Below are 14,384 nucleotides of genomic sequence, written 5' to 3' on the forward strand. Positions count from 1 at the left end.
GCGCGCCTAGATGGTGGCGGCGTAGGCGTCGGCGAAGGGAACGAATTTCGGCCGCTTGCGGAAGAAGGTGTCGGCGCAGACCAGCGACCAGAACTCGCTATCGAGTTCGTCGAAATCCTGGCGCTCTTCGGGATAGCCGACGATTTCGCGGCGTTCCGTCTGCGTGCCGGGAACGCTATCGCCGAGCAATGCCCCGGCGCGGCGCAATATATCGGCGACTTCGGGCATGCCAATCGCGTCGAAGCCGCGAATGGCTTCTGGCCAGGTCGTGCCAGTCGAATTGAAGAAATATTGCCAGTGGCCGCCATTTTCGATTTCGGCATGCGCCCAGTGAACGGCGAACAGGTTCACGATCTTTTCCGGGATATCGGCTATCGATTCCAGCCAAGCGTCGCGCCCGTCGTAGAAGTTGAACTGGTCCCAATAGGGATCGATCGCCTTGGGATATTCGCGTGGCATATTGAAGATATGGAACATGGCACTTCCTGCATGGACTGAAGGAAGAAGAATGCCAGTTTCTGTCGAAGCATTTGTTAATGTAGGTCCGGATCGGACCAGATACTCGACCGTCTCACTCCCCCGAATTCGCCTGCTCCAAAATCGACGCCGCGATTTCCTCCAGCTTGCCGACGATCAGCAGCGGCGCGCCGCCGACCATGCCGACCTGCACCTGGCCATTCTCATAGTCGCGCAGCCACGCGACATTGTCGGCGACCACCAGATAATTGCCGCCGCGCGATTTGAGCTCGATGAACTTCATGATTGCGTCTCCTGTCGCCTTGGCCTTTAGCGCCGACAGGTTGCATTCGCATAAACAGGACAAGCTTCGATGACTCCCGCCGCCATCATCTTCGACTTCGACGGCGTGATCGCCGACAGCGAGGTGCGCGCCAACCTGTCGCTGTCCGAAAGCCTGACCGCGGTCGGCATGCCGACCACCTACGACGAGAGCCTGCGCGACTATTACGGCCACAACTGGCAGGAGACGCAGCGGCGGATCGAAGCGCGTTTCGGGCGTCCGCTGCCCGCCGATTTCCGCGAGCAACACCGGACGCGCGCAAGGGCGCGCTTCATGGAAGGCTTCGACGCGGTGCCGGGCGCGCCCGCTTTTCTCGACTCGCTGGGCGCCACGCCGCGCGCGATCGCCTCGTCGAGCCGCGCCGAATATATCGGCTGGGCGCTCGGGCTGTTCGGGCTCGGCCATCATTTCGGCGCGCATATCTACAGCGCCGACGGCTGGGACCGCGGCAAGCCCTTTCCCGACATCTACCTCGCCGCCGCTAGGGGCCTCGGCGTCGATCCGGCGCAGTGCCTCGCGATCGAGGACTCCCCCACCGGCGCCCGCGCCGCGCTCGCGGCGGGGATGACCGTCATCGGCTTCTGCGGTGCCGGCCACATCGTCGACCGCGCCGCGCACGGCGCCATGCTGCGCGAGGTGGGGGTGCATCATGTGGCGCTGAGCTTCGACGATATCGCTGCCGTCGCCTGACGCCAATCCGGCGTGACGTGAGCGCGACGCGCCCGACTTCCGGATTTCTTTGTGGCTTCGTGGCTTTGTGCGAGTCTCATTTTTCTCGCACAAAGCCACGAAGCCACAAAGAGGGCACCAGGCAGCAAGCCGCGGCTGGCAAGGCGACAAAAAGCGCTGTCCTAAAAAACATCGCCATATTAGCGTGATGGCGACTCCATGCTGCACCCGTCACGGGCAGCACCGAAAAGGCCGATCGCGAATGAAGTTGCGCAGTTTTCCGCCATTTTTTTCGCGGGCAATATCGTGTTCCCCGGCGAAAGCCGGGGTCCAGTCGCGCTGGTCGAGCCTTCGCCTATATGGGCACCGGCCTTCGCCGGGGAACACATGATAGTTATGCGAGTCCACTGTTAAGTTCGGCGGTTTTCCGTCGCTTTCGAAAAGCCCCCCAAGGAGAGACGCCATGTGCACCCATGATACCGAAGCCGATCTCGACCGCGCCGGGCTGCCCGTCGGGCGCCGCGGCTTTACCGCGCTCGCGGGGGCGGGCGCGCTGATGGCGGCGCTGCCCGCGCGCGCGATCGAGGGAAGGGCGCTGGTTCGCCGCGACGTGACGATCGCCACCGCCGACGGCACCTGCGATGCCTATTTCGTCGCCCCCGCCGAGGGCAAGCACCCCGGCGTCCTGGTGTGGCCCGACATCCGCGGCCTGCGCCCCGCCTTTCGCCAGATGGCCGACCGGCTCGCGGGCGAGGGCTATGCGGTGCTCACCGTGAACCCCTTCTACCGCTGGCAGAAGTCGCCCGTCGTCGACGCCGCCAACGACTGGAGCGATCCCGCGGTGCGCGAGAAATTGTTCGGTTACCTCAAGCAGCTGACCCGGCCGATCGTCGAGACCGACGCCAAGGCGCATCTCGCCTTCCTCGACGCGCAGGCGGAGGTCGACACCAGGCGGCGGATCGGCACCACCGGCTATTGCATGGGCGGCGCGATGACGATCTACACCGCGGCGCTCGGCCCGAACCGCGTCGGCGCGGCGGCGAGCTTCCACGGCGGCGGGGTCGCCACCGACAAGCCCGACAGCCCGCATTTGCTGATCGACGGCACCAACGCCGGCTATCTCTTCGCGATCGCCGACAATGACGACAAGGAAACCCCGAACGAGAAAGTCCTGCTGGCCGAAACCCTTAAGCCGCGCCCGCAGTGGCACGAGGTCGAGGTCTATGCCGGTGCGATGCACGGCTGGTGCCCGCCCGACGGCCGCGCCTACAACGAGGCGGCCGCCGAAAAGGCGTGGGGACGCATGCTCGAGCTGTTCAAGGCCGAGCTCGCCTGACGGCGAGCCGGCTCAGGGGAAGCAGGGCAAATAGCTGCTCACCGCCGAATGCGCGTCGGCGACGGTCGAGAATTGCTCGCTGTTGAGCGCGTTCACCACCGCGGGCATCGCCGATGTCAGCACGTCGGCGCCGGGCACCCACAGATGGTTGGCGTCGAAATAGGTGAAGTCGCCCACGGCATAATAGCCGCCGTCGGTATCGACGATGATCCCCAGGATCAGCGCCGCCCACGCCAGCTCCTCCCACGTCTTGGGGAAATGGATGAAGGGGAAGAAATCGGCTTCGGCCCAGAAGGGCAGGAAGGGGACGACGTCATTCTCGACCTGGTAGCGATGCGTGGTCGCGGCGAGGCTGCCGTAGAAGCTCTGGAAGATCTTGTTGCCCACCGGCGGCGGGGCGAAGGCGTGGACCTCGATCGCATTCTTGAACTGCGGAAAGGCCGCCTCGATCAGCTGCGCCGCGAGGAAGGTCATCGCCGCGCCCTTCGAATGGCCGGTGACCACCACCCCGGTGCACGGCGTCGTCGCGAGCACCGTGTCGATCATATGGCCGATGCTGGGCCAGAGGCTGAGCATCGCCTTCACGAAGCCCGTTTCGGCGCGGCAGTCGCGGATCACCGGCAGCTGCTTCACCCACCAATGCGTCTGCGGGATGTCGGCGTCGTTCATCCAGTCGGCCATCCAGGCGAAGATGTCGTTGTTGTGCAGCGTCGGCGGGATGGTGCCGCGGATCGCGACGAGCAGCTTGCCATTGGCGAGCGCGCCGACCAGCGCGGCGTTGATCTCGTCCTTGCCGGTCGAGGCGAAGAGCGGGGCATAGCCGCTCGCCGCGGTGCCGACGAAGCCGACCTGGTCCTGATAGGTCGGCACGACATTGTAGAAATAGGCGCCGCCCGGCCCCGGGATGGTGCGCGTCACCGGCGGCGTCGGCGGATCGGGAACCCAGCCCTTGGGGTGGATCTGATAGGCGCAGATGCTGGCGTTGATTGCGCTCTTCGCGGCGGCGGCCTGGCTCGGTGTCATGCGGAAGTCCCCCAAGGATGCGGGAGCGCGGGCAGATGATGGCCGGCGACCCCGATGAGTGCGACCCGGGGCTTGTTGTGGCGAAATGCGACGATAGCGCGTTTCGCCGCCGCTGTCACATCGCCTGCAAGAGCGCCCTGCCGCGCGGCGACAGCCGGTATCCGGTCTCGAGGCTCTCGGTGAGGCCGAGTTCCTTGAGCTTGCGGATGTCGCGCTTGAGGTCGAGCTTGTCGGTGCCCAGCATCGCGGCGATCTCGCGCGCCGCGAGGCCCTCGTTCGTGGCAATGATCCGCAGCACGCGGGCGGTCCACGGCGTATCGCGCGGCTTGTCGAGGCGGCCCAGCCGCTGGCGGAGCGCGTCGAGCGCGTCCGGCGTCAGCGCCCCCTGCTCGCGCAGCGCGATCCGCCCGTCCTCGCCGGCATGATGGAGCGCGATGCGATAGACTTCGCCTTCGCCGCGTCCGTTCAATTCGGCGAGCAGCGCCTCGCGTCCGGCAAAGCCCGCGGCTATCGCCTCATCATCGGTTATCCCCGCAGGATCGCAAGGCTCGACCGCGTCGATCGCAAGCTCGCCAATCGCGGTGCGCAGCCGCCCGCCCGCCTTGACCGTCGGTTTGCGCCAGCGGCGGAAAGCGAGGCTGACTTCGCCGCATCGGATCCGCTCGAGCAGGGCCATGCGGATCAGCATCGCCGGCTACGCCGTTCAGCGCGCGCCGCTCGCGGCGTAGCTCGCATAGACGCGCTGGCCGCCGGGGCCGAAGGTCATGACCTTATAGGCTTCGCGGATATTCCGATATTCCATGCCGGGCGAGCCCGTCGGCATGCCCGCGACCGCGAGGCCCTTGACGCCCTTGGGCTTTTCCTTGAGCAGCCGCGCGATTTCCTTCGCCGGGACATGGCCCTCGATGACATAACCGCCGACGAGGACGGTGTGGCAACTCCGCAGCGCCTGCGGCACGCCCTGCTTGTCCTTGACCGCGTCCATGTCGGCCGCGTTGACCACGGTGACCTTCGCCCCGAACGAGGACTTCACCAGCTCGAGCCATTTGAGGCAGCAGCCGCAGCCGGCGTCGCGGAACATCGTCGGGTCGGCGGCCTGCGCGGTGCCGATGATCCCGGCAAAGGCGGCGAAGGCGAAGAATGTGCGGCGGGCGAGCGACATGGCGGGGTTCCTTTCGGGACCGAAACCTATAGGCTAAGCCCATGAAAGTCCATTTCATCCGCTCGGGCGAACGCCGCTATTCGATGCGCATCGAGCGCGCCGGGCTGCCCGTGCTGGCCATGGACCCCGCACCGGGCTTCGACCCCGACGTGCCGCACGACATGGTGCATTTCGTCGTCGAGGCCGTGCTCGGGCTGAAGGGCGGGGTGTTCGGCCAGATCGCCGCGGGGGGCACCGCGGGGTCGTTCCACGTCGAAGCGGCGGGCGGCAAGGTCGATGCCCGCGAGCAGCGCCGGACCGTCCGCAAGCAGGTCGCCAGGGGCAAGAAGCTGATCGAGGCACAAGGCCGCGAGGGCGAATTGTCCGAGCTCGCCGCCTTCCTCTTCGACATCGCCTGGCGCAGCGGGCACCGCCCTGACAGCCCCGAACAGCGCGCCGCGCTCAGCGAGGCCGATCGGGTGCGGGCGACACTCAGTCCCGAAGAGCGCGCAGCCATCGACGCCGCTCGACCCGCGGTGTTTGCGGCGTTCGACCGGCTCGCCGCCGACTGGCGCGCGCTCGGCACCGGTGAGGCGCTGGTCCTCGAATGGCCGACGCTGCGGCGGCTCGATCAGCCCATCGGGTAAAGGATGTCGCGGCTCACCTGGTGCAGCGCGCTCATCACCTCGTCGCTCAGCACCAGATCCTTCGCCGCGAGGATCGGGTCGACCTGGTCATAGGCGCTGACCCCGACGATCGTCGAGGCGACGAAATCATGCTGTTTCGACCATGCGGTCGCCATCGTCACCGGATGCAGCCCGGCCTCCTCGGCGATCTTGAGATAGCGTTCGGTCGCGGCGAGGCTCTTGTCGTTGACGAACCGGCGGCCCATCACGGCCTGTCGACCTTCCATCTTGAGGTAGCGCGAGAAGCGCGCGCCGTCGGGGGTCGCGCCGCCCTGATATTTGCCCGACAGCACCCCGCCCGCGAGCGGCGAATAGGGGATCAGGCTGACGCCTTCCTGCCGGCACACCTGCTTGAGTTCGTCCTCGAAGCGGCGATTGTTGAGGCTGAAATTATTCTGGATCGTGTGATAACGCGCGCCGCCCAGCCGCTCGGACGCCGCGATCGACTTCATCAACCCCCAACTCGTCTCGTTCGAGCAGCCGAGGATGCGGACCTTGCCGGCGCGGACGAGCTCGTCGAGCGCATCCATCATCTCGTCATAAGGGGCGTCATGGTCGGGCCAGTGCGTCTGGTAGAGGTCGACATAGTCGGTCTGCAGCCGCGCCAGGCTGTCGTCGATCGCCTGGAAGATATTCTTGCGGTCGAGCGCGGTCATGCCGTTCCGGCACGGCGACTTGAACCAGACATGGCTCGGTCCCGACACCTTGGTCGCCAGGATGATCGCGTCGCGCGGCTTGGTCTTCATCCAGCGGCCGACGATCTCCTCGGTACGGCCGACCCATTTGGTGTCGGGCGGCACCGGATAACCCTCGGCGGTGTCGTAGAAATTGATGCCCTCGTCGAAGCAGCGGTCGAGGACGCGGAACGCTTCGCCCTCGTCGGTCTGGCTGCCGAAGGTCATCGTTCCCATGCAGATGTCGGACACATGGATGGCGCTCTTGCCAAGGCGGCGGCTTTGCATCGCTTCTTTCTCCGGTCGCGGGGGAGGGTCGCGCCGGTGCATAGGCGATCAGATCAGAAGCGCAAGCGATCCGACGAGCAGTGCCGCCATCGTCCAGTTGAACGCCTTCAGCCGCGCCGGGCTCGACAGCCAGCCGCGCAGCACCTGGCCCATTACCGCCCACAGGCTGGTCGAGGGCAGGTTGATGATCCCGAAGATCAGCGCGACGAGCAGCACCGCCGCAAAATTGCGGTCGGGCGCATAAAGCGCGATCGCGGTCAGCGCCATCGACCAGGCCTTGGGATTGACCCACTGGAACAGCATTGCCTGGACGAAGCTCATCGGCTTGCCGCGCGGGCTCTCGCCCTCGCCGGGCGCCGCGGCATTGGCGATCTTCCACGCGAGCCACAGCAGATAGGCGACGCTCACCACCTTGAGTATGATGTTGAGCACCGGGAAGAGGTCGAACAGCCCCATCAGCCCGACCCCGACCAGCACGATCATCAGCGTGAAGCCGAAACCGACGCCCAGCGCGTGCGGCACGGTGCGGCGAAGGCCGAAATTGGCGCCCGACGCCATCAGCATCATGTTGTTCGGCCCCGGCGTGATCGACGAGACGAGCGCGAAGGCGGAAAGCGCGGCGAGGGTGGTCTGTTCCATGCGGCACAACATAATGCGTTTCGATGCGCGATGGATTGCAAAGATACCTAGTCATCGGCTAGATTCTGCAACCTATGACCAAGATCGATGCCATTGGCCGCAAGATATTGCACGAACTGTCGCGCGACGGGCGAATCTCGAACCTCGAGCTCGCCGAGCGCGTCGGGCTGTCGCCCTCCGCCTGTTTGCGCCGTGTGCAGGAGCTCGAACGCAACGGGGTGATCAAGGGCTATCGCGCGGTGATCGATCCCGCGAAGCTGGGCAACAGCTTTCTCGCTTATGTCACGGTGGGCCTGTCGACGCATACCAAGCAGGCGCAGGCCGATTTCGAAGCGGCGATGGCCGAGGCGCCCGAAGTGCGCGAATGCCATAATATCACCGGCGCGATCGAATATCTGCTGCGCGTCGAGGCGGCGGACCTAGCCGCCTACAAGCATTTCCATACCGAGGTGCTCGGCGTGCTGCCGCAGGTGCATTCGATCACCACCTATGTGCTGATGGATTCGCCGAAGGACGAGCGGGCGTAGAATTTCTTGGGCAGGTCCGCGAAGCGCTGCGGTTGAACCGCGCGACGCGCAACCGCATATCGGTTTCATGCTGAAACTCTCCTTGCTCGACCTCGTCCCCGTCACCGACACCGGATCGATCGCCCAGTCGCTCGCCAACGCCGCCGACCTCGCACAGCACGCCGAGGCGCTCGGCTATGGCCGCTACTGGGTTGCCGAGCATCATGGCATGCAGGGGATCGCGAGCGCCGCGACCGCGGTCGTGCTCGCGCACGTCGGCCATGCGACGTTGGACATCCGCATCGGCTCGGCCGGCATCATGCTGCCTAACCACGCGCCGATGGTGATCGCCGAGCAGTTTGGCACGCTGGAGGCGCTGTTTCCCGGGCGCATCGACCTCGGCCTCGGCCGCGCGCCGGGCTCCGACGGCGTCGTCGCGCGCGCACTGCGTCGCAATCTCGCCAGCGACGAGCGGCAATTCCCGCAGGACGTCGTCGAGCTGCAGGCCTTCCTCGCCGGCGACGAGCGGCTCGGCATCCGCGCGGTGCCGGGCGAAGGGACCAACGTTCCGATCTGGATCCTGGGGTCGAGCCTGTTCGGCGCGCAGCTCGCGGCGATGCTGGGGCTGCCCTATGCGTTCGCCAGCCATTTCGCGCCCGACGCGCTCGACGAGGCGCTCGACGTCTATCGTCGCCAGTTCAAGCCTTCGGAGCAGCTCGCCGAACCCTATGCCGCAGCGGCGTTCAACATCTTCGCCGCCGACACGCGCGAGGAGGCCGAATTGCTCGCGAGTTCGCAGCAGCAGGCTTTCGTCGCGCTGCGCACCGGCAATCCCGGCAAGATGAAGCCGCCGCTCGCGGGCTACAAGGACAGCCTGCCGCCCAACGCGCGCGCGATCCTCGACCATGTGCTGCAATGCTCGGCCGTCGGTACCGTCGACGACGTCCGCGACGGGCTCAAGGCCTTCGTGGCGCGCACCGGGGTCGACGAGGTCGTCGTGGCATCGTCGATGTATGATCACGGCGCGCGGAAGCATTCGGTGGCGCTGGCGATGGAAGCGGCGAAGTCGCTTTAGTTCAAGGGACCACCCCTATTCCCGTTCGTGTCGAGCGAAGTCGAGACACCATGGGGAGCACGTGCCTTCGCGTGTCTCGACTTCGCTCGACACGAACGGATCTATGGTTACTCCGGTCGAAAGCTGAGGCTCGCTAGCCGCCAAGCCTTGTCGCCCATCAACTCGGCACCAGTCGGGATTGTCGCAGGCGGCCGGCAGTCGACCTCCGCGGCGATATAGCGACCGGTTTCGCGCAGCCGCACCTCGACGTCGCCGAAGCGCGCCTTGAGTGCCGCGATCAGCGCCTGCGCGTCGTCGGCCAGTTCGTTCGAATCGAGCGCCCGCGGCGTCCCGTCGAGGAGTTCGGCAACCGCCTGTTCGAGCGCGCCGACCGCATCCTTGATGATCGACAGCGCGATGAACAGTGCCGCGCTGGCGTCGGCCCACCACCAGCCGAGCCCGATGCCGGTAATCCCCGCAATCGCGGCGAGGCCGGTCTGCCAGTCGGCCTTCTGCATCAGCGCGTCGGTGTGGAGCACCTTGTCGTTGATCCGTTTCGCCACCGGCAGCTTGATCCGTCCGAGGACCAGCGGCGGGATCACCGAATAGACGAGCGCCGCCATCATCAGCCAGCCGAGCCAGATCGTGTGGCCGAACAGCGTGATCCCGCCGACGGTCGGATGCTCCTGCCGCACCAGCGTCGTGACGCTCTCATAGACGAGGAAACCGCCGACCGAGAGCAAGGCGGTCGCCGCAACGAGGAAGGCGAGGCTGTTGGCGCGGCGATAGCCGAAGGGGAAACGGGGGTTCGCGCGCTTACGCTCCCAATGCACCGACAGCAGGAAGACGATCGCCGGGATCAGGCTCAGCATATCCTCGATCACCGCCGATTTCATCGCCTGGCTCGCACCCATCACCAGCGCCATCACGACGACGACGCTGCCGATCCACAGCAAAGTCCACCATTCCAGCCGCTCGCCGTGCCGGACGTCGGCCTCGATCGCCGCAGGGATGCCGCCATGCAGGCTCATCGCGCGCTCCCGGCGACCAGCCGGTCGGTGGCGAGGATCAGCGCATTCTCGCCATTGCGGCGCGCGATGCGCAACACCGGATGATGCTTGTCGTCGGGTTCGCCGCGCGCGACGGGTTTCGACAGCGCGATATCGGCCTGCCACGGCGAGGTTTTTGCGAAATGACCGACCAGCGCGTCGATCTCGCCGTCCTCCAAAGCCTTATGCGCATGCTCGCCGTGGATCGGGACAAGCGTCAGCCGCGCGCCATGCTCGCGCGCAAAGGCGTCGAGCAGCGCCAGCGCCGGGTGCGCATCGGGCGTTCCCGGCAGCACCGTGACGCGCACCGCGTGCGTACGCTCGATCCGTTCGGTCGTGCCCGCCGCGTCGCGTGGGAGGCCGTCGCAGCCGGCGAGCAGCAGCGCCAGGATCGGAAGGGCGAACGGGTATCGCATCCTCGCTCATACGCCGCGCCGTAGCCTTGGTTGCGGGCGGTCGCGCTGTGTTGACGCGGCCAAGCACGCGGCAGTATAGGGGCCGCCCGACCCAAGGGCGGCCCGTACGGGGTCGCCTTTTTGCTTTGGCCGGTTCTTTTGTCTTTTGGAAAGGTGCCCGACATGTCGATCACGCCGCTGATGCCCGTTTACCCCCGGTGCGGTGTGCGTCCGGTGCGAGGCGAGGGCGCCTATCTGATCGGCGAGCGCGGCGAGCGCTATCTCGATTTCGCGAGCGGCATCGCGGTCAACCTGCTCGGCCACGGCCACCCGCATCTGACCAAGGCGATCCAGGACCAGGCCGCGACGCTGATGCACGTGTCGAACCTGTACGGCAGCCCGCAGGGCGAGGCCTATGCGGCGCGGCTGGTCGAGAACACCTTCGCCGACACGGTCTTCTTCACCAATTCGGGCGCCGAGGCGGTCGAATGTTCGATCAAGACCGCGCGTGCCTATCATTCGAGCGCGGGCAACGCGCACAAGCATACGCTCATCACCTTCAACAACGCCTTCCACGGCCGCACGCTCGGCACGATCTCGGCGACCAACCAGGAAAAGCTGCGCAAGGGGTTCGACCCGCTGCTGCCCGGTTTTGCCTATGCGCCGTTCGACGACGTCAATGCCGCGCTCGACCTGGTCGACGACAATACCGCGGGCTTCCTGCTCGAACCCGTGCAGGGCGAGGGCGGCATCCGCCCGGCGTCGCAGCCCTTCCTCCAGGCGCTGCGCGACATCTGCGACAAGCGCGACCTGATGCTCGTGTTCGACGAGGTCCAGTGCGGTGTCGCGCGCACCGGCTCGCTCTATGCCTATGAACAGTTCGGCGTCGTCCCCGACATCCTCGCCAGCGCGAAGGGCATCGGCGGCGGTTTCCCGATGGGCGCGTGCCTCGCGACCGAAAAGGCGGCGCGCGGCATGGTGATCGGTACCCATGGCTCGACCTATGGCGGCAATCCGCTTGCGATGGCGGCGGGGCAGGCGGTGCTCGACGTCGTGCTCGAAGAGGGTTTCCTCGAAGGCGTCAAGGCGACCGGCGAGCGCCTCCGCGGCGCGCTCGAACAGCTGATCCCGAACCACGACGATCTGTTCGAGAGCGTGCGCGGCATGGGGCTGATGCTCGGCGTCAAGATGAAGAGCGACAGTCGCGCCTTCGTCGCGCATCTGCGCGACAATCACGGGCTGCTGACGGTGGCGGCGGGCGACAATGTCATCCGCATCCTGCCCCCGCTCAACATCGAGGAAGCGCACATCAACGAGTGCATCGAAAAATTGTCGGCAGGCGCGGCGAGCTATACGCCGCCCGAGTCCTGATGATTTCCGTTCCTGTGGAACGGAGGGCGTAATGCGGCACTTCCTCAACCTGTCCGACGCGGGCGGGGATGCGATCGCCGCGATGCTGTCGGACGCGATCGACCGCAAGGCCGCGCGCGTCGGCTGGCCGAAGGCGAAGCCCGACGCCGACGCACCGCTCGCCGACCATGTGCTGGCGATGGTGTTCGAGAAGAATTCGACGCGCACCCGCGCCTCCTTCGACATCGCGATCCGCCAGCTCGGCGGCGTGCCGATGATCCTCGATGCGGGCACGACCCAGCTCGGCCGCGGCGAGACGATCGCCGACACCGCGCGCGTGCTGTCGCGCTACGCCGACGCGATCATGATCCGCACCGACGATCATGCGAAGATCGAGGAACTGGCGCAGCATGCCAGCGTGCCCGTCATCAACGGCCTGACCGACCTGTCGCACCCCTGCCAGATCGTCGCCGACCTGCTGACGATCGTCGAAAGCGGCAAGGCGCTGCCCGGGCTCGAACTTGCGTGGCTCGGCGACGGCAATAATGTGCTGGCTTCGCTGATCGAGGCCGCGGGGCTGTTCGGCTTCAACGTCCGCGCGGGCGTGCCGCAGGGCTATGAGCCCGAGGCGAGCTTCGTCGAGGCGGCGCGTGCGAAAGGCGCGCGTATCGACATCCTCCGCGACGCGCGCGAAGCCGTCGCGGGCGCCGACCTGGTCGTCACCGACACCTGGGTGTCGATGGGGCAGGATCATGCGCACAACAAGGTCGCAGCCATGGCACCCTATCAGGTCGACGAGCGGTTGATGGACGCGGCGAAGGGCGACGCCTTGTTCCTCCACTGCCTGCCCGCGCACCGCGGCGAGGAAGTCACCGACGCGGTGATCGACGGGACGCAGTCGCGCGTCTGGGACGAGGCCGAGAACCGCGTCCATGCGCAGAAATCCGTCCTGCTTTGGGCGCTGGGGAAGTTATGAGCGACACCGTCGAAACCTGGTTCGACCAGCCGCTGGTCTTCACCATCGCCGAGCGCCATGTGCGCGGGCGCTTCGTGCGCCTCGGGCCGACGCTGAACACGATCCTCAGCGCCCACAGCTATCCGCCGGTGGCCGAAAAACTGCTCGCCGAGGCGCTGGTGCTCACCGTGCTGCTCGGTTCGACGCTCAAGGCCGAGGGCGGGCAGCTGACGCTGCAGGCGCAGACCGGCGGCGGGCCGGTCGAACTGCTCGTGTGCGACTATCGCGGCGGCGAGCTGCGCGGTTATCTCAAATTCGACACCGAAAGACTGGTCGAGGTCGGCCCCGACCCGACGCTGTTCGCGCTGTTCGGCGAAGGCTTCCTCGCGATCACCTTCGACCAGCCCGCGACCGAGGAGCGCTACCAGGGCATCGTGCCGCTCGAAGGATCGTCGATCGCCGACGCCGCCGAGCATTATTTCGAACAGTCCGAGCAGATCCCGAGCCTCGTCCGCCTCGCGGCGCGGCACGATGCCGAAGCGGGCTGCGTCGCGGGGGGGCTGCTGCTCCAGCATCTGCCCGAGGGCGAGGTCGGCCGCGACCGGCTGCACACGCGCCACGACCATCCCGAATGGGAACATGCGCGCACCATCGCCGCGACGCTGAAGGCAGAGGAACTGACCGACCCGGCCAATTCGCTCGAAACGCTCGCATGGCGGCTGTTCCACGAGGACGAGGTGCGGATCGAACCCGGCGCGCGCGTGTCGCGCGGCTGCCGCTGCAGCGCCGATTATTACGCCGGGGTGCTGCGCCAGTTCCCCGAGAGCGAGCGGATCGACATGGCCGACGAGGCGGGCAATATCGTCGTCGATTGCGCCTTCTGCTCGCGGATTTTCCCGATCCCGCTCGAAGAGATCGCCACGCCGAACTGAAGCCATCGACGACGAAGCGAAGCGTTTCAGCGCCAAATGGTTGAAATCGCGCGGCCGAATCGCTACCTTGTTTCCACAGGGTCGCATTTGCCCGCGATAAGGGCAGCCGATGGATAGGGTGAAATGGCGATCTTCTCTCCCATGACGAAATATGGCCTGGCGGCGTGCGTGCTCGCCGGGGCGACCGCCGTGCCCGCGCAGGCGCCGTCGCTGGCGATGCTCGACCGGCTCGAAAAGGGCCAGTGGCAGCTCAAGGAACGCGACAGCGACACGATCGTCCAGTCGATGTGCGTCGGCGACGCGCGGCGGATGATCCAACTCTATCACCCGCGCGGTACCTGTTCGCGCTTCGTGATCGAGGACGGCGCGAAGTCGGTGACCGTCCAATATACCTGCCCCGGCGCCGGGCACGGCCGTACGACGATCCGTTCCGAAACCAATCGCCTCGTCCAGATCGACACGCAGGGCATCGCCGAGGGCAAGCCCTTCTCGCAGGCGATCGAGGCACGCCGCATCGGCGCCTGCGCCGCGGGCGGCGGACGCTGAACGGGCGCAACAATTTGTTAACCATAGGCTGGTAGGAAGAGCGAACGACGCACCGATGTGTGTCCTTCTCCCTAACGGCTTTCATGCCGAACTGGGCCGTACGGAAACCCCGTACGGCCCGTTTTCTTTTACAGGATCGCGGCGCCATCACGGCTGCTTTCGGGCGGTTGCTGCCCTTTTAATCCTCCCTGTCGCGAAGCGATGGGGAGGGGGACCATGCGAAGCATGGTGGAGGGGTGGCGGCCTTGAGCCGACGTTTATGGCGTCGACCCCTCCACCACCCTGCGGGTGGTCCCCCTCCCCACGGCTTCGCCGCAGGGAGGATTAAGAGGTCCGCCCCCC

The 14,384-nt window shown here is 66.4% G+C and carries 18 protein-coding genes; 9 read left to right on the top strand and 9 right to left on the bottom strand.

What is annotated here, in order from left to right; translation table 11 throughout:
• Positions 1 to 6: 6 nt before the first annotated feature.
• Positions 7 to 477, bottom strand: coding sequence for a DMP19 family protein (locus ATE62_RS16520; RefSeq protein WP_058808218.1), 471 nt, complete (start codon positions 475 to 477; stop codon positions 7 to 9).
• A 94-nt stretch (positions 478 to 571) separates the two neighbouring features.
• Complete coding sequence (locus ATE62_RS16525) at positions 572 to 760, bottom strand: hypothetical protein (RefSeq protein ID WP_058808219.1); 189 nt, start codon at positions 758 to 760, stop codon at positions 572 to 574.
• Positions 761 to 829: 69 nt separating this feature from the next.
• Between ATE62_RS16525 and ATE62_RS16530 the strand changes: the two genes are divergently transcribed.
• A complete protein-coding gene (locus tag ATE62_RS16530; protein WP_058808220.1) occupies positions 830 to 1,489 on the top strand; it encodes an HAD family hydrolase in 660 nt (219 codons plus the stop codon).
• 442 nt (positions 1,490 to 1,931) lie between these two features.
• Positions 1,932 to 2,804 carry a dienelactone hydrolase family protein gene (locus ATE62_RS16535; protein WP_058810405.1) on the top strand — a complete coding sequence of 291 codons (873 nt, stop codon included), beginning with the start codon at positions 1,932 to 1,934 and terminating at the stop codon, positions 2,802 to 2,804.
• Positions 2,805 to 2,816: 12 nt separating this feature from the next.
• On the opposite strand, the gene ATE62_RS16540 is transcribed toward ATE62_RS16535, so the two are convergent.
• The 3 genes from ATE62_RS16540 to ATE62_RS16550 all read right to left on the bottom strand — a co-directional run bounded on the left by ATE62_RS16540 (position 2,817) and on the right by ATE62_RS16550 (position 4,989).
• Positions 2,817 to 3,827, bottom strand: coding sequence for a lipase family protein (locus tag ATE62_RS16540; protein WP_058810406.1), 1,011 nt, complete (start codon positions 3,825 to 3,827; stop codon positions 2,817 to 2,819).
• A gap of 115 nt (positions 3,828 to 3,942) precedes the next feature.
• A complete protein-coding gene (locus ATE62_RS16545; RefSeq protein ID WP_058810407.1) occupies positions 3,943 to 4,515 on the bottom strand; it encodes a hypothetical protein in 573 nt (190 codons plus the stop codon).
• A gap of 15 nt (positions 4,516 to 4,530) precedes the next feature.
• Positions 4,531 to 4,989 (bottom strand): DUF411 domain-containing protein, encoded by a 459-nt coding sequence (locus ATE62_RS16550; protein WP_058810408.1) that lies wholly within the window; start codon positions 4,987 to 4,989, stop codon positions 4,531 to 4,533.
• Positions 4,990 to 5,030: 41 nt separating this feature from the next.
• On the opposite strand from ATE62_RS16550, the gene ATE62_RS16555 reads away from it, so the two are divergent.
• Complete coding sequence (locus ATE62_RS16555) at positions 5,031 to 5,615, top strand: hypothetical protein (RefSeq protein ID WP_058810410.1); 585 nt, start codon at positions 5,031 to 5,033, stop codon at positions 5,613 to 5,615.
• On the opposite strand, the gene ATE62_RS16560 is transcribed toward ATE62_RS16555, so the two are convergent.
• Both ATE62_RS16560 and ATE62_RS16565 read right to left on the bottom strand, forming a co-directional pair.
• Positions 5,600 to 6,565, bottom strand: a complete 966-nt coding sequence (locus tag ATE62_RS16560; RefSeq protein ID WP_231736297.1) for an aldo/keto reductase — start codon at positions 6,563 to 6,565, stop codon at positions 5,600 to 5,602. The two genes, ATE62_RS16555 and ATE62_RS16560, sit on opposite strands and share 16 nt — an antisense overlap.
• Before the next feature lie 99 nt (positions 6,566 to 6,664).
• A complete protein-coding gene (locus tag ATE62_RS16565; protein WP_058810415.1) occupies positions 6,665 to 7,255 on the bottom strand; it encodes a LysE family translocator in 591 nt (196 codons plus the stop codon).
• Positions 7,256 to 7,329: 74 nt separating this feature from the next.
• Here ATE62_RS16565 and ATE62_RS16570 point away from each other — a divergent pair, with 74 nt between their 5' ends.
• The gene (locus ATE62_RS16570; RefSeq protein WP_058810416.1) at positions 7,330 to 7,782 is read left to right on the top strand and encodes an Lrp/AsnC family transcriptional regulator; all 453 of its coding nucleotides are present in this window, start codon (positions 7,330 to 7,332) and stop codon (positions 7,780 to 7,782) included.
• 67 nt (positions 7,783 to 7,849) lie between these two features.
• A complete protein-coding gene (locus tag ATE62_RS16575; RefSeq protein ID WP_058810420.1) occupies positions 7,850 to 8,836 on the top strand; it encodes an LLM class flavin-dependent oxidoreductase in 987 nt (328 codons plus the stop codon).
• Positions 8,837 to 8,943: 107 nt separating this feature from the next.
• On the opposite strand, the gene ATE62_RS16580 is transcribed toward ATE62_RS16575, so the two are convergent.
• The gene (locus tag ATE62_RS16580; RefSeq protein WP_058810422.1) at positions 8,944 to 9,846 is read right to left on the bottom strand and encodes a cation diffusion facilitator family transporter; all 903 of its coding nucleotides are present in this window, start codon (positions 9,844 to 9,846) and stop codon (positions 8,944 to 8,946) included.
• Positions 9,843 to 10,280 carry a hypothetical protein gene (locus tag ATE62_RS16585; RefSeq protein WP_058810424.1) on the bottom strand — a complete coding sequence of 146 codons (438 nt, stop codon included), beginning with the start codon at positions 10,278 to 10,280 and terminating at the stop codon, positions 9,843 to 9,845. Before ATE62_RS16585 ends, ATE62_RS16580 begins: the two co-directional genes overlap by 4 nt.
• Positions 10,281 to 10,442: 162 nt before the next feature.
• On the opposite strand from ATE62_RS16585, the gene ATE62_RS16590 reads away from it, so the two are divergent.
• The 4 genes from ATE62_RS16590 to ATE62_RS16605 all read left to right on the top strand — a co-directional run bounded on the left by ATE62_RS16590 (position 10,443) and on the right by ATE62_RS16605 (position 14,042).
• Positions 10,443 to 11,630 carry an aspartate aminotransferase family protein gene (locus ATE62_RS16590; protein ID WP_058810426.1) on the top strand — a complete coding sequence of 396 codons (1,188 nt, stop codon included), beginning with the start codon at positions 10,443 to 10,445 and terminating at the stop codon, positions 11,628 to 11,630.
• Positions 11,631 to 11,661: 31 nt separating this feature from the next.
• Complete coding sequence (argF, locus tag ATE62_RS16595) at positions 11,662 to 12,585, top strand: ornithine carbamoyltransferase (RefSeq protein WP_058810428.1); 924 nt, start codon at positions 11,662 to 11,664, stop codon at positions 12,583 to 12,585.
• Positions 12,582 to 13,496, top strand: a complete 915-nt coding sequence (gene hslO / locus ATE62_RS16600) for an Hsp33 family molecular chaperone HslO (RefSeq protein ID WP_058810430.1) — start codon at positions 12,582 to 12,584, stop codon at positions 13,494 to 13,496. The genes argF and hslO overlap by 4 nt, the downstream gene beginning before the upstream one ends.
• A 141-nt stretch (positions 13,497 to 13,637) precedes the next feature.
• The gene (locus tag ATE62_RS16605) at positions 13,638 to 14,042 is read left to right on the top strand and encodes a DUF3617 domain-containing protein (RefSeq protein WP_231736298.1); all 405 of its coding nucleotides are present in this window, start codon (positions 13,638 to 13,640) and stop codon (positions 14,040 to 14,042) included.
• Positions 14,043 to 14,384: the final 342 nt, after the last annotated feature.

Source organism: Sphingopyxis sp. HIX (assembly GCF_001468285.1).
GTDB lineage: Bacteria > Pseudomonadota > Alphaproteobacteria > Sphingomonadales > Sphingomonadaceae > Sphingopyxis.

What these genes read in the sequence shown, in the direction of transcription:
- ATE62_RS16545 (WP_058810407.1), bottom strand. Translation starts at nt 4,515, where the DNA reads ATGCTGATCCGCATGGCCCTGCTCGAGCGGATCCGATGCGGCGAAGTC.
- argF (WP_058810428.1), top strand. Translation starts at nt 11,662, where the DNA reads ATGCGGCACTTCCTCAACCTGTCCGACGCGGGCGGGGATGCGATCGCC.
- ATE62_RS16535 (WP_058810405.1), top strand. Translation starts at nt 1,932, where the DNA reads ATGTGCACCCATGATACCGAAGCCGATCTCGACCGCGCCGGGCTGCCC.
- ATE62_RS16520 (WP_058808218.1), bottom strand. Translation starts at nt 477, where the DNA reads ATGTTCCATATCTTCAATATGCCACGCGAATATCCCAAGGCGATCGAT.
- ATE62_RS16550 (WP_058810408.1), bottom strand. Translation starts at nt 4,989, where the DNA reads ATGTCGCTCGCCCGCCGCACATTCTTCGCCTTCGCCGCCTTTGCCGGG.
- ATE62_RS16580 (WP_058810422.1), bottom strand. Translation starts at nt 9,846, where the DNA reads ATGAGCCTGCATGGCGGCATCCCTGCGGCGATCGAGGCCGACGTCCGG.
- ATE62_RS16605 (WP_231736298.1), top strand. Translation starts at nt 13,638, where the DNA reads ATGACGAAATATGGCCTGGCGGCGTGCGTGCTCGCCGGGGCGACCGCC.
- ATE62_RS16530 (WP_058808220.1), top strand. Translation starts at nt 830, where the DNA reads ATGACTCCCGCCGCCATCATCTTCGACTTCGACGGCGTGATCGCCGAC.
- ATE62_RS16570 (WP_058810416.1), top strand. Translation starts at nt 7,330, where the DNA reads ATGACCAAGATCGATGCCATTGGCCGCAAGATATTGCACGAACTGTCG.
- ATE62_RS16560 (WP_231736297.1), bottom strand. Translation starts at nt 6,565, where the DNA reads ATGGGAACGATGACCTTCGGCAGCCAGACCGACGAGGGCGAAGCGTTC.
- ATE62_RS16585 (WP_058810424.1), bottom strand. Translation starts at nt 10,280, where the DNA reads ATGCGATACCCGTTCGCCCTTCCGATCCTGGCGCTGCTGCTCGCCGGC.
- ATE62_RS16525 (WP_058808219.1), bottom strand. Translation starts at nt 760, where the DNA reads ATGAAGTTCATCGAGCTCAAATCGCGCGGCGGCAATTATCTGGTGGTC.
- ATE62_RS16565 (WP_058810415.1), bottom strand. Translation starts at nt 7,255, where the DNA reads ATGGAACAGACCACCCTCGCCGCGCTTTCCGCCTTCGCGCTCGTCTCG.
- ATE62_RS16575 (WP_058810420.1), top strand. Translation starts at nt 7,850, where the DNA reads ATGCTGAAACTCTCCTTGCTCGACCTCGTCCCCGTCACCGACACCGGA.
- ATE62_RS16540 (WP_058810406.1), bottom strand. Translation starts at nt 3,827, where the DNA reads ATGACACCGAGCCAGGCCGCCGCCGCGAAGAGCGCAATCAACGCCAGC.
- ATE62_RS16555 (WP_058810410.1), top strand. Translation starts at nt 5,031, where the DNA reads ATGAAAGTCCATTTCATCCGCTCGGGCGAACGCCGCTATTCGATGCGC.
- ATE62_RS16590 (WP_058810426.1), top strand. Translation starts at nt 10,443, where the DNA reads ATGTCGATCACGCCGCTGATGCCCGTTTACCCCCGGTGCGGTGTGCGT.
- hslO (WP_058810430.1), top strand. Translation starts at nt 12,582, where the DNA reads ATGAGCGACACCGTCGAAACCTGGTTCGACCAGCCGCTGGTCTTCACC.